Source organism: Halobacillus sp. 12SKB, from assembly GCF_052941655.1.
Window position 1 is genome coordinate 3,904,361 of the sequence record NZ_JBRFWR010000001.1, and the last position, 13,267, is coordinate 3,917,627.

Annotated in this window: 12 protein-coding genes and 1 other annotated feature; of the genes, 3 read left to right on the plus strand and 9 right to left on the minus strand. The window is 41.4% G+C overall.

Annotated features, from left to right (window positions below; all coding sequences use genetic code 11):
- Positions 1 to 184 precede the first annotated feature (184 nt).
- Positions 185 to 850, plus strand: coding sequence for a TerC family protein (locus ACQ4XT_RS19640; RefSeq protein WP_446855283.1), 666 nt, complete (start codon positions 185 to 187; stop codon positions 848 to 850).
- Between the two features lie 85 nt (positions 851 to 935).
- Here the strand turns inward: ACQ4XT_RS19640 and spxA are convergent, their stop codons facing one another.
- From spxA to ACQ4XT_RS19680, 8 genes are all read right to left on the minus strand, one after another.
- A complete protein-coding gene (spxA, locus tag ACQ4XT_RS19645; RefSeq protein ID WP_008638741.1) occupies positions 936 to 1,331 on the minus strand; it encodes a transcriptional regulator SpxA in 396 nt (131 codons plus the stop codon).
- A 285-nt stretch (positions 1,332 to 1,616) separates the two neighbouring features.
- Entirely contained in the window at positions 1,617 to 2,207 is a 591-nt protein-coding gene (locus ACQ4XT_RS19650) for a GNAT family N-acetyltransferase (protein ID WP_226588114.1), read from the minus strand.
- Positions 2,208 to 2,971: 764 nt separating this feature from the next.
- Positions 2,972 to 4,192 carry a putative glycoside hydrolase gene (locus tag ACQ4XT_RS19655; RefSeq protein ID WP_446855285.1) on the minus strand — a complete coding sequence of 407 codons (1,221 nt, stop codon included), beginning with the start codon at positions 4,190 to 4,192 and terminating at the stop codon, positions 2,972 to 2,974.
- Between the two features lie 172 nt (positions 4,193 to 4,364).
- A complete protein-coding gene (gene oppF / locus ACQ4XT_RS19660; protein WP_446855287.1) occupies positions 4,365 to 5,303 on the minus strand; it encodes an oligopeptide ABC transporter ATP-binding protein OppF in 939 nt (312 codons plus the stop codon).
- Positions 5,300 to 6,358 carry an ABC transporter ATP-binding protein gene (locus ACQ4XT_RS19665; RefSeq protein WP_446855288.1) on the minus strand — a complete coding sequence of 353 codons (1,059 nt, stop codon included), beginning with the start codon at positions 6,356 to 6,358 and terminating at the stop codon, positions 5,300 to 5,302. The genes oppF and ACQ4XT_RS19665 overlap by 4 nt, the downstream gene beginning before the upstream one ends.
- A gap of 16 nt (positions 6,359 to 6,374) precedes the next feature.
- On the minus strand, positions 6,375 to 7,505 hold the full coding sequence (gene opp3C / locus ACQ4XT_RS19670) for an oligopeptide ABC transporter permease (RefSeq protein ID WP_446855290.1): 1,131 nt from the start codon (positions 7,503 to 7,505) through the stop codon (positions 6,375 to 6,377).
- Positions 7,506 to 7,511: 6 nt separating this feature from the next.
- Positions 7,512 to 8,438 carry an oligopeptide ABC transporter permease gene (opp3b, locus tag ACQ4XT_RS19675; RefSeq protein WP_160912009.1) on the minus strand — a complete coding sequence of 309 codons (927 nt, stop codon included), beginning with the start codon at positions 8,436 to 8,438 and terminating at the stop codon, positions 7,512 to 7,514.
- A 182-nt stretch (positions 8,439 to 8,620) separates the two neighbouring features.
- Positions 8,621 to 10,324, minus strand: coding sequence for a peptide ABC transporter substrate-binding protein (locus ACQ4XT_RS19680; RefSeq protein ID WP_160912007.1), 1,704 nt, complete (start codon positions 10,322 to 10,324; stop codon positions 8,621 to 8,623).
- Positions 10,325 to 10,731: 407 nt separating this feature from the next.
- Here ACQ4XT_RS19680 and ACQ4XT_RS19685 point away from each other — a divergent pair, with 407 nt between their 5' ends.
- On the plus strand, positions 10,732 to 11,103 hold the full coding sequence (locus tag ACQ4XT_RS19685; RefSeq protein ID WP_446855291.1) for a DUF3899 domain-containing protein: 372 nt from the start codon (positions 10,732 to 10,734) through the stop codon (positions 11,101 to 11,103).
- Positions 11,104 to 11,156: 53 nt separating this feature from the next.
- Positions 11,157 to 11,353: a binding site (T-box leader), on the plus strand.
- Between the two features lie 16 nt (positions 11,354 to 11,369).
- Positions 11,370 to 12,410 carry a tryptophan--tRNA ligase gene (trpS, locus tag ACQ4XT_RS19690; RefSeq protein ID WP_446855293.1) on the plus strand — a complete coding sequence of 347 codons (1,041 nt, stop codon included), beginning with the start codon at positions 11,370 to 11,372 and terminating at the stop codon, positions 12,408 to 12,410.
- Between the two features lie 29 nt (positions 12,411 to 12,439).
- On the opposite strand, the gene ACQ4XT_RS19695 is transcribed toward trpS, so the two are convergent.
- Positions 12,440 to 13,201 (minus strand): YjbA family protein, encoded by a 762-nt coding sequence (locus ACQ4XT_RS19695; RefSeq protein ID WP_446855295.1) that lies wholly within the window; start codon positions 13,199 to 13,201, stop codon positions 12,440 to 12,442.
- Positions 13,202 to 13,267: the final 66 nt, after the last annotated feature.

Here is a 13,267-nt window from a genome sequence, read left to right on the forward strand (position 1 = left end):
GATAAGGGTTGATGTACTTCTATTGTATGACAGCAAAGGCTGTTTGGAAAACAAAATGCTCGATTTCAGCACATAACCATTTGTGTCATGAATAAACATGGAAATAGACCCTCATTCGGTTGATTGACTTTTTATTTTAGCTTATTCCCTTAGGTTTGTCACTACATAGCAGGAGGATTTTTCAATGAACTGGGACTTGCTTGAACCATTACTTATCATTATCAGTATTGACATCATTCTCGGCGGTGATAATGCTGTAGTCATAGCACTTGCCAGCCGCAATTTACCCCCTGATCAAAGAAACAAAGCGATTTTTCTAGGGACAGGCTTAGCCATTGCTGCCAGAGTCCTTTTGACTATGGTTGCTCTTTATCTTCTCCAAATCCCTTTCCTTCAATTAATCGGTGGGTTGCTTCTCTTTTATATTGCCATGAAACTGCTAACTGATACGGAAGAGACCGATCACATTAAAGCAGGGGACAGCCTTGCTGCTGCTGTTAAAACAATTGTGTTTGCAGATATCGTGATGGGTTTCGATAATGTACTTGCCATCGCTGGAGCCTCTCACAACAACATCATTCTCGTCATGATCGGGCTTCTCGTATCTGTCCCTATCATTGTCTGGGGAAGTCGAATCATCCTCGTGCTCATGGACAAGTTTCCACTCCTCATTTATTTCGGAGCTGGGATTTTGACCTATACAGCTGCCGAGATGGTCATGGAAGACCGCTATATCCTCCAGTATATGGAGAATTATCCATTCATCCATCAGTGGTTTGCCGTGGTTATGGTTATTGCAGTCGTTACTCTAGGGTATTTATCCAACAAAAGAAAAGGCACGGCAGTCTAACGAAAAAAGCACCCATTTTCTATGTCAGAATAAGGGAATTAAAAAAGCTGTAATGGTATGTTCACCATCACAGCTTTTTTATTTATTAATTGACTAAGCGTTGAGCTTCTTTCAATTGGAATGTGCGTACACTTCTAGGTAAGAAACGGCGAATTTCATCTTCGTTATAACCTACCTGCAGTCGTTTATCATCCAAGATGATTGGACGACGTAACAATCCAGGGTTCTCCTGAATCAAGTCAAAGAGATCTTGCATCGGCAGCTGATCGAAATCCACCTTCAACTTTTGAAATACCTTTGAGCGTGTAGAGATGATTTCTTCCGTTCCATCCTCCGTCATACGTAGGATTTCCTTGATCTCATCCAACGTAAGAGGCTCAGAAAAGATGTTTCGTTCAGTGTAAGGAATATCGTGCTCTTCCAACCATGCTTTAGCTTTTCGACATGATGTACAACTTGGTGAGGTATAAAGTGTAACCATACAGAAACTTCACTCCTCAATATTTTATGGTAGAACTTTAATTGCTTTTTTATTTGTAATCAATATAATCTAACCATGATTCTACTATAACACACCTGTCAAGTTTCATCTATAAAAACACGAACATATGTTACAGAAAGCAATTATAAATCGTTTCCATCTACTTATACCACGTTATATGTAGGATTAAACATCTTTTTTTATAGAAAGTTAAAAAACACTCTATTTTCAACTACTGGCGTTCCATTGAAAATACCCACCATAATTAACGGTGGGCATACATGATCAATTTTTAGTTTTATCCAGTTCTTTCAAAATGTTTTCAGTATCACGATCTTCATCATGAGTCAGGACTTCATCAACAGGTTGATAGGACTTCCCGTAAAATTCTTTATCCTTATACGTATGAATTTCTGTGTACATCTCTTTCATTTGTTTGTAGATTTGTTCTTCAGAGGCATCTTCTGGAGACCAGTAAAGGATTTCCATCTGATTAAGTTCGTCTGTAACCACAGAACGCCTGGTGTAACCGATGGATTTTGCATGCTTGAATCCTTCACGCTGATAAAAACGGAGCCTTGCTTCGGTATCCGAATCCTCATAGTCGACGGGTTCCACTTCAAGGATGATCGGCTTCCCTTTCGCTTTCATTTTTTCGATGAGTTTATGACCAAGTCCTTGACCACGCGAAGCAGTGGAAACGTATACATAGTCGATAAAAAGAAAAGAATCAAATTCCGCGTACATAAGGACGTGGTTTTCTCCCTCATCTTTGTAGTACACATTACTTTTTTCTTTCAATAATGCTTCCATGTGTTCTTTCGATTTCATTTCCTCTACTGGGAAATACTCGTTCAACTTCTCATACCAATTCATTGATCTACTCCCTTATCATTAGTCATTTTCTATTATACCGAATAATCATTCAGTTGTTAAATGCTATTCTATACACTTTCTTTTGCATTTGTAGCATCAGCTGTGTATAGAATGTGGAAGAATCCTTTAAGATATGCTTTATTTATCCATTTCCTAAAATGTCCTTTAAGAAACATCCTTCACCCTCTCTCACCTTTAAAAGTTCCAGATAAACTCCCTATACTTTAAAACTCAGTTCGAGATGTTCGTGGGTTCGCTGCCTTGGTTGAGCGTCAGGGGTGGTTGGGAAGCTACTCGCTTTCCTGTGGGGGAGTGGCAAGCTTCCTCGGGCTAACGCCCTGCGGGATCTCGCCTATCTCCTTTCTCCCACGGGAGTCTCGCAGCTTCCCGACCACCCCTTTCGATATAGGTAAGAAAGTAACCCCTTACCAAGTTGGATTGTCTTCAACTACCCGAATGTTAGAAGTATAAAGGGATCTGTATCAATCTTCTCGTTCTTTGAATCGGTTTATATAATCCATTATCATTAATGATAAAAGCTGATCTTTTAGAAGTGGTTTCGAGAGTCGCTAGGCGCCGGAACCGGATATCGAAGAGGAAAAAAGTACAGAGTGAGACCCCACAGGACGCAGTGAACGGAAAGTGAGTCATTCCCCACAGCCCCCCAACCAATCAAAAACATATCAAAATCATGTCTCCAACAATCCTTCCATTACTTCTATATAGGAAAAGGTGTGGAATCTTTTTGATCCCACACCTTTTTACTAATCTAAGGGTGTATAGTCTACGCCTTTCGTGTAGTTGTTTCCAGCATTCCATAGGAGGAATTCATTGATTCCGTTCTCGTTTAAAGCACGGATTTGAGCTTCAACCTCGGCTTTTCCGTATTGTTTCGTAGGTCCAGAGTACAACCATGGAGCTTCGAAATCCTGTAACCAAGGACGGGAAGTTGGGGAATTCTCCAACGCTTCCAATACCTCGTTCTCTACTTTAGCGTATTCACTTATTAAACGGTAAGGTTCGGTATCTGGTTTGGAGATTCCAAAATACGGTCCCCAGTGACTTGGATAAATCATAGAAGAAATGACATCAACATTTGATGAGATTTTAGAGAAATTCTGTCCGATGTTCGGTGCTTCTGTAATGGTCGCTGCATAACCAAAGATATCAACAGATACATCAACCCCATAATACTCCAACTCTTTACTGGCATATTCTACGAAGTCCGTAACAGCCTGTACACGTTTTTGGACGTTGTCCATGTCCATATCTCCATATTTCCCTTGGCCGTATTCCAATACATCATCACGGCTTCCAAAGCCTTCCGGGAAGCGCACATAATCGTATTGGATTTCCTCAAAACCCATTTCTGCTGCTATTTTAGCAAGTTCTACATTATATTCCCATACTTCTTCCATAAATGGATTAACGAATGATTCACCTTTTCCATTCTTCCATACTTCCCCGTTTTGGGTGAAAGATAAATCCGGGCGTTTTTCCGCTAGTAAACTGTCCTTAAATACAACCACACGAGCAATTGGATAGATTCCCTTTTCCTCTAGTTCCTCTAACATGGCACGAGGATCATCAATAAATCCCTCGGCAACGTCCGCATATGGAGACCCTTCTTCCGGCTCAAACGTGATGTTCCCGTTATCCTCCTTGATATCAATGACCATGGCGTTCAGTTCTGTATCTTCAACCAGCTTCGTAAGCTCTGCCATCTTCGCTCCACCGGCAGAAGGTCCCGTAACAAAAATACCTCTGACGGCATCTGGGTATTCGAAGGTCAGTCCAGAGTTATATGTAAACCGTGCCGCTGGACTAGGAACGGTCAATTCCTTCAACCCCGATTTTTTTTTTGTAAGCATCGCGACCTCTTTCGTTCCTTCTCCTTCTTCCGCCTTAACGTTATGTAATGACCCCATCATTCCGAAAAAGAGAATTCCCGTGAAAATAATCATCCATAGTTGTCTTTTCCCCATGTGCATCCTACTCCTATCCTAATTTCTTCTAATCTTTATTATAAAAGAGGAAGACCATTTATAACAGAGCTGACTGACAATTTTTCATAATTTTTCCCTATTACACAACCATTTTCCTAAACACAGATAAAAAAAGACTCTGTCACTTCGACAGAGTCTTTTCATCATACTATTATTCTCCCGTACCGTGCTCACGTTGGTACTGCTCGAATTCTTTTGTGGTACAAAGAACAAAGTGTCCAGGACGTACTTCCCGGAACTCTGGTTCTTCACTCGTGTCATGTTTCGTAGGATCATAAGTGAAACGCTCACGAGAACGTTCATAATCCGGATCTGGTAATGGAATGGCAGATAGTAGAGACTGTGTATATGGATGAATTGGGTGCTTATACAATTCATCTGCATCTGCAAGCTCAACCATTTTACCAAAATACATAACGCCAATCCGATCACTGATATATTTGACCATTGATAAATCGTGAGCGATGAACAAATAGGTTAAACCTTTTTCTTCTTGAAGCTTTTTCAAAAGGTTAACTACTTGCGCCTGGATAGAAACATCAAGGGCGGATATCGGCTCATCAGCGATGATAAAGCTTGGATCTACCGCAAGGGCGCGTGCGATACCGATACGTTGTCGCTGACCGCCACTGAACTCGTGCGGATAACGGTTGGCGTGCTCTTTATTTAACCCTACCGTTTCCAACAACTCCTGGACTCTCGCTTTACGAGCTTTCGCATCTTTCGCCAGCCCATGGATGTCCATTCCTTCTGCAATAATATCTTCAACCTTCATACGTGGGTTCAAGGATGCATATGGATCCTGAAAAATCATTTGCATTTCACGGTTAAACTTCTTTAAGTCCTCACGGGATTTTTTTCCGTGTACGTTCTCGCCGTCGAAAATGACCTCTCCTTCTGTCGCATCGTACAAGCGGATGATGGTTCGTCCAGTTGTCGACTTACCACAACCAGATTCGCCAACCAGACCGAATGTTTCTCCTTTGTAGATACTGAAATTCAATCCGTCAACGGCTTTTACTACACTATGACGGCCTGTTTTGAAATGTTGTTTTAAATTTTTAATTTCGACTAGTTTTTCTTGACTCATACTCGTTCACCTTCCGAACTGCTGGATGAATTGGCCATACCTTCCATACGCTTTTTCACCGCTGCTGGTGGTTCAACCTTGGGTGCATGCTCATGAAGCAGCCATGTAGCTGCATAATGCGTATCGCTCACCTTAAACATTGGTGGTTCCTGTTCAAAGTCGATCTTCATCGCATATTTATTACGTGCAGCAAAAGCATCTCCTTTTGGTGGGTCCAACAAATCTGGTGGTGTACCAGGGATAGCAAATAACTCTTCATCTTCACTATCAAGAGAAGGCATAGACCCTAACAGACCCCAAGTGTATGGGTGTTGGGGATTGTAGAAAATATCATCAACTGTACCAATTTCAACAATTTTACCTGCATACATAACCGCCACTCGGTCGGCTACGTTGGCTACAACTCCAAGGTCATGAGTAATGAAGATGGTTGCTGAATCTGTTTTCTTTTGAATATCCTTCATCAACTCCAGGATTTGAGCCTGAATCGTTACATCCAAGGCAGTGGTCGGTTCATCAGCAATTAAAAGCTTTGGATTACATGCCAATGCAATGGCAACAACCACACGTTGCCTCATCCCACCCGAGAATTGGTGCGGGTATTGTTTCATACGATTTTCGGCATCCGGAATACCAACAAGTTCAAGTAATTCCAAGACACGCTTACGTGCATTGGACTTATTCATTTTCTGGTGTTTAATCAGACCTTCCATGATCTGATTCCCGACTTTCATCGTCGGGTTAAGAGAAGTCATTGGATCCTGGAAGATCATCGACATCTCTTTACCACGGATTTTTTGCATTTGTTTCTCGGTCATTTTTGCAAGGTCACGGCCTTCAAAGATGATTTCTCCTTCTTTGATACGACCTGGCGGCTTTGGAATCAAGTGCATGAGAGCTTTGGTTGTAACAGATTTACCCGAACCAGACTCTCCTACAATCGCTAAGGTTTCACCTTTTTTCACATCAAAATTTACGCCACGTACTGCTTTGACTTCACCACTGTAGGTGTCAAAGGAGACGTGCAGGTTTTTAACATCTAGTAGTTTTTCCATATTGTACACCTACCTCCTATTCACGCATCTTCGGATCGAATGCATCACGAAGACCATCAGCTAAGACGTTAAAGGCAATCATGATAAGGGAAATTATAATTGCCGGGAACAAAAGAATGTGCGGATAAATCTGCAAGGATTGGAATCCGGCATTGATCAATGTTCCTAGAGAAGCCATCGGTGTTGGAAGACCAAGTCCGATAAAGCTTAAGAACGCTTCAAAGAATATCGCAGCAGGAATTGAGAACATCGTATTGATGATAATCAATCCTAATGTGTTCGGGATTAAGTGTCTTTGCAGGATACGGCTATCCTTCGCACCTAAAGTACGGGACGCCAGTACGAATTCCTGGTTTTTCAGTTTTAAAATTTGACCTCGGACAATCCTGGCCATCCCTATCCAACCGGCTATTGCGAGGGCAATGGTAATGGATAAGATCCCTGGTTCAAGAATCAGAATCATCAAGATTACGAGAACAAGGTTCGGAATACCGACAAGGATTTCAATGAAGCGCTGCATGTAGTTATCCACACGGCCACCATAATAAGCAGAAATCCCGCCATATGCTACACCAATAACCATATCAATTGCTGCAGCTAAGAAAGCGATATACAGAGATACACGCGTTCCCATCCATGTACGTGTCCATTGGTCACGTCCAAGACCGTCTGTACCAAACCAGAAGTTCTCGTCCATATCTTTCGCACCATAGACATCATAAGTCGCTCTAACTTCTGCCGGCTCACCATTGGAGCCATCGTTTAATACTTCGGTCGTGATAAAATCTTCCTGATTATTAAAGCGCATTAGAGCTTTCTGTTCTGCACCTTCTAATGTGTCGGCGGACTGTACATCAGATAGTGTACCATCCATTCCAAGCCAACCTAGGCCTTCAACCTTAGGCGGCATTTTTGCACGAGAAAGGTCCTGTTCATATTGTCCATAATCATTCATGTATGGGCCAAAGGCAGCCATTAAACCTAAAATAATCAATATAGCAAGGCCAATCATCGCCCCTGCGTTCTTACGTAGACGGATGAAGGAATCCTGCCAGAAAGAAAGGCTCGGCCGCGAAATCTTCTCTATTTCTGTCTCTTTCGTTTCTACGGGCACAAATAAGTCTTTCGAGGGTTTGTGGTTATCCATAGTCGATTACTCTCCTTCCGCCAGTCGAATTCTAGGGTCAATGACTCCATAAAGCAAGTCGATGACCAGGATGATGAATATGAATAGGAAAGCAAGTAAAAGGGTTGTTCCCATAATGATTGGGTAATCATTCATATTGATCGCCTTAACGAACTGCTCACCAATTCCAGGTACGGCAAAAATATTTTCAATTACAAGTGTACCCGTCATCAACGATATAGCTAGCGGTCCCAACACTGTAATCAGTGGAATTAAAGCGTTTCTCAAACCGTGTTTAAATACTACACCGACCTTGTTCACACCTTTGGCACGGGCTGTCACAATATAATCAGACCCCATTACCTCAAGCATTTCTGTTCTCATAAAACGGGCAGCAATTGCAATTGGGAAGATGGCCAACGATACGGTTGGTAGTATGGTATATTCCCAGCCTTCCCACAGGGCAACTGGCAACCAGCCGAACTTAACGCCGATATAGAATTGCAGCAAACCAGCAAATACAAAGGATGGAACCGACTGACCTAAAACGGCAAGGAACGTCGATGTATAGTCCATGATACCATTATGGTAAATGGCGGACACTAACCCTAATAACATTCCTATGATTGTACCTATGAACATAGCTTGGAAACCAAGCTGCATAGAAGGACCAATACGCTCCATGATGATATTTGTTACTTCTCGGTTATCGAACTGGAAAGAAATCCCTAAATCACCTTGGGCTAAGTTGACCATATAGTTAAAATACTGCACTGGAACTGGATCATTCAATCCGTACTTTTCTAAAACTACCGCTTGCTGTTCATCTGATAATTTATCTGCAGCACTTAGGGGAGTACCTGGTAAAAACTTCATCAGAAAGAACGTTAAGGTAGCAATTAAAAACATCGTTATAACCATATAAATTAAACGCTGGGTAATATAACGAGCCATTTCAACACCTCCGAATGTTGTACCTACAAACTTTCTCTTCTTGTTGTTATAATTGACAGAAATTTTACTATAATCTGAATAATTTGATGGCAGGGAAAAAGAGAGCATACGCCAACACGTTGGACATATACTCTCTTCCCCTGTAAAGCAAGCCTATATGTGGTTGGAAATTGCTATTTCAATTATTTACCTTCAATATAAGCATACTTGTAAGTGAAATCAGGTCCCATTGGCTGAGTGATTACATCCTTAACATAAGGCTTCCAAAGTCTAGCTGTAGCACGCTGATAAAGTGGTGCAAGTACAGCATCTTCTTGGATTAGAATCTTTTCAGCTTCTAGGAAGGTTTCGAAACGCTCAACTGGTTCTTGAGCAAGCTCATTATTGGCTTTTTCAATCATACCATCGTACGCTTCAGAAGAATAACCAGTTTTGTTGTTTCCGCCATCTGTGACGAACATGTTCAAGAATGTGTTCGGGTCGATGTAGTCAGGACCCCAACCAGAGTTCTGGATATCATACTCCATGTTCTCGTCACGCTGAAGACGCTCTTTAAATGGTACAGACTGAACTTTTACAGTCAAACCTTCAAGCTGCTCAAGCTGGTCCTTGATGTAAGCATCCATGTTCATAGCCACTTCACTATCGCCACCTAGGTAGCCAAGTTCAACAGTGTCCATGCCAAGCTCTTCTTTAGCAGTAGCCCATAGTTCTTGAGCTTTTTCAACATTCGTTTCAATCAGATCACCGTTAAGCTCACGGAAATCTTCTTCAGTTTCAGGGTGCTTCGTAAAGTTCTGTGGTACGTGACCAGCAGATGGAATAGATCCATTGTTCAAGATAACATCAACCATGGATTGGCGGTCGATTACCATTTGAATCGCTTTACGAGCATTCACGTTACCCAATACTTCATTTTCCTGGTTCATCTTCAAGTAGAACAAAGTAGGTTCTTCTTCAACCACGAACTCATCAGAAGTACGGTATTGGTCTACGAACTCTGCAGAAAGACCAGTACGGTCGATTTCACCAGTGTCATAAAGGTTTACAGCTGTTGATGTTTCTTTAACAACTTTAACGTTAATTTGATCAAGTTTTACATTTTCTGCATCCCAGTAATCTTCGTTCTTTTCAACAGTCCAGCCTTCTCCGTGGTTCCATTCAGTAATCTTGAATGGTCCGTTTGAAAGAAGTGTATCTGCTTCAAGAGCGTAGTCTTCACCATGCTCTTCAACGAAAGCCTGATTTAGCGGTAGGAATGTACCGAAAGTAGTTAGAGATTCGAAGTAAGGAACTGGCTTCTCAAGCTCTACTACTAGTGTATAGTCGCCATCAGCTTTAACACCAAGCTCTTCGACAGGAACTTCACCGTCAACAACAGCTTGTGCATTCTTGATTACGCCACCCATCATGTATGGGCCGTACTCAGAACCTGTATCTGGGTTTACAGCACGTTGCCAAGCGTAAACGAAATCGTTCGCTGTGACAGAATCGCCGTTTGACCAAACAGCGTCTTCACGAAGGTTGAACGTCCATGTAAGACCGTCTTCACTTACTTCGTGGTCTTTAGCAATTCCTGGCTCTGGCTGAGCGTTCTCACCAAGACGATAAAGACCGTCTGTAGTTGAACCTAACCATTGGAATGCTACAGCATCAGTTGCTAGAGATGCATCCATAGTTGGGATCTCTGCAGCGTCTGTAATGTTAAGTACTTGTTCTCCTGAAGCTTCTCCCTCTTCACCGGAAGTGTCTTCAGTTTCTGTTGTTTCCCCGGAGTCAGCATCGTCTGTGGAATTTGACGTATCGTCTGATCCACCAGAACAAGCTGCGAGGAACATGCTAAGTACTAGTGCAAGTACTAGCAATAACCAATTTGTCTTTTTCATGATAGAAAATGACCTCCCCTAAAAATTTTCTAAAAATTTGTCGTGGCGTTTTGTCCACATATCGAATTATACAAGTTTTCTAACTATTTTGCATTACCTTTTTTTTTGAAAACTCTCAGGATTCCCATCATTATTACGTTTCAGTAACACAAAATGAGACTAAATACCTAGTTTATTTTACAATGTTATAGACATAAACTTATTATTTATAAGCTCATATGCATAAAAAAAGATATGGGATTTTGAAACATTGTTATTTATTACGGTTATCCGTTAAAGCGTTTGTATAGACCATGCAATATTTTACCAAAGTTGAATTTTCTGTTTATTTAATGTGTTAACAATTCCTTCATACTTATTAAACGTGCTATAATATAGGTCGAGTTTGTATGAAAGGTGGAAATGATGTGATCATCATAAAAAATAAATGGTTGATTTTCGGTTTGAATATGGCGATCGTTACAATCCTGTTTATCGCTCTTGCCCCTGCTTACGATTTATTCCATTATATTAACCAGCTCTTCTATATCGCATACTTCTATATATTCATTGGTATTATAATGTGGGTCGTGCGTGGTGGATTCTTCGATGGAATCACTTACGGGTTCAGACGTTTTACTAACCGAATGTCTAAACAGAGAGATTACTTGGATGATTGGGAAGAGAAACCCCTCCCCTCTCAAACTGTCCACCAATCTCTGCCCAAGTTCTTCTTGTTCCATGGGACATTGTTAAGCATAAGTTTACTGGCTTTACTTTTTCTTTACTATTCAGGATAAGAGCTTGCATACATTGAATGAATCCGATATAATACTGACTTACTAATATAGTACGAAAAGCAATGAAGAAGGATAAGTACGTAGGATGGATCCTTTACAGAGAGGCTGTGGTCGGTGAAAACAGCTGAGGACACTCTACGGAATTGGGCCTTCGGAGCTTCAATAGACGTAAATCGGCGTTAACGATTCAAGTTGACTTCTATATATTTAGAAGTAATTAGGGTGGCACCGCGGATCATTCGTCCCTTCCATAATGGAAGAGATGAATGATCTTTTTTCGTGCAAAAAAAAATGTTGAGGTGATGATGATGACAAAAACGATTTTCTCAGGCATTCAACCAAGTGGTACGTTAACGCTTGGAAACTACATTGGAGCCATGAAACACTTTACAGATTTGCAGGATGATAACCACTGCTATTTTTGTATTGTCGACGAGCATGCCATTACAGTTCCACAGGATCGGTTGAAATTGAGAGATAACATCCGTTCTCTGGCCGCTCTATACTTAGCTTCAGGAATTGACCCTGAGAAAGCGACTCTATTCATTCAATCGGAAGTACCCGCCCACACCCAGCTGGGTTGGATGTTACAGTGTGTCAGCTACATTGGTGAACTGGAGCGTATGACTCAATTCAAAGACAAATCTGCCGGGGGAAAAGAAGGTGTATCTTCTGGTCTCCTTACCTACCCTCCGCTGATGGCGGCAGATATTCTCCTTTATAAAACGGATATCGTACCTGTCGGTGATGATCAGAAACAGCACCTGGAACTCACAAGAAATTTAGCTCAACGATTCAATAATAAGTTCAATGAAATTTTCACCATTCCTGAAGTGAGCATCCCCAAAGAGGGTGCACGCATCATGTCTCTTCAAGAGCCTACGAAGAAAATGAGCAAATCTGATGAAAATCAAAAAGCGTTCATTTCTATGCTGGATGATGAAAAGAAAATCATGAAGAAGATCAAGAGTGCCGTTACTGATTCTGATGGAATCGTGAAGTACGATAAAGAAAACAAACCTGGTGTTTCCAATCTGTTGACCATTGAATCTGCTTGCAGCGGTGCAAGTATTGAAGAGTTAGAGCAGAAGTATGAAGGAAAAGGATATGGAGATTTCAAAGTAGGGGTCGCAGAGGCGGTCATTGCCGTTCTCAAACCTATCCAGGACCGTTATGAAACATTGATCCATTCCGAGGAATTGGATGAGATCCTAGATGGAGGGGCTAATAAAGCTTCCTATGAAGCCAACAAAATGATTCGTAAAGCGAAGAAAGCCATGGGTCTTGGCCGCGTGAAGAAGAAATAACAGACAAAAAGCCAGAATTGAGTTATCCCTCAATTCTGGCTTTTCATATGTTGAGAAACCCCTTCATTCTCTCCTTGCCATATCGTTTCAAAGAAAGGCTGCCCTTTCACCATCTTTTTGCATAGTTCTTCGTGAGCCATTGACCATCCACTACATGTACCTTCATATAAACGATCCCATGCCTCATCATTTGAGAATTGCTTTATGGTCGGATATTGCGCAGGGTTCCATTCCGTTAACCAATAGCGGATTTCTTCAGGATGATCGGATTGCTTCAACTGATCGAGTGCCATCATCAAAAGCTGCTTTAGTTGTCGTTCTCTCCGCGTCAATCCAGACATTTTCCTAGGGTCTAATGATAAAATATGATGTTCTTTTAAAACTCTTTCTTCTATTAAATAGTGCTCAGGTTCTTTTCCTTGTACCATTTCAAATACAAGACGCTCTTGTCTGGGAATTAAACGGCTCTTCTTAACGGGAAGTGTGTATCCGATTGTATCAAACACCAAAACATCCTTACCATTCGTTACAACTGCTGCATATTCAACGGTGTGACGTTCTTGATTTTTCTTCATATACGTTTTGCGATGGACATCCTGAAGCAGCGATGCTGGTAGATCTTGCAAATCATTTTCAATAAAATTGAATAGTTCATCACTGATTAAAATCAAAGGAATTTGATCAATCAGCTCAATTCCATCCTCTTTGCGCCATTCATGAAAACGACAGACGTTATACCCATTCTCTTCACCTTCAAACCAGTTCACCCACAGATCATGCATGTATAACATTTCGGACCCTCACTTTCACTCGGTGATCTCTTTTGGTTACATTATGACCAATGCTGGCTTTTTTAT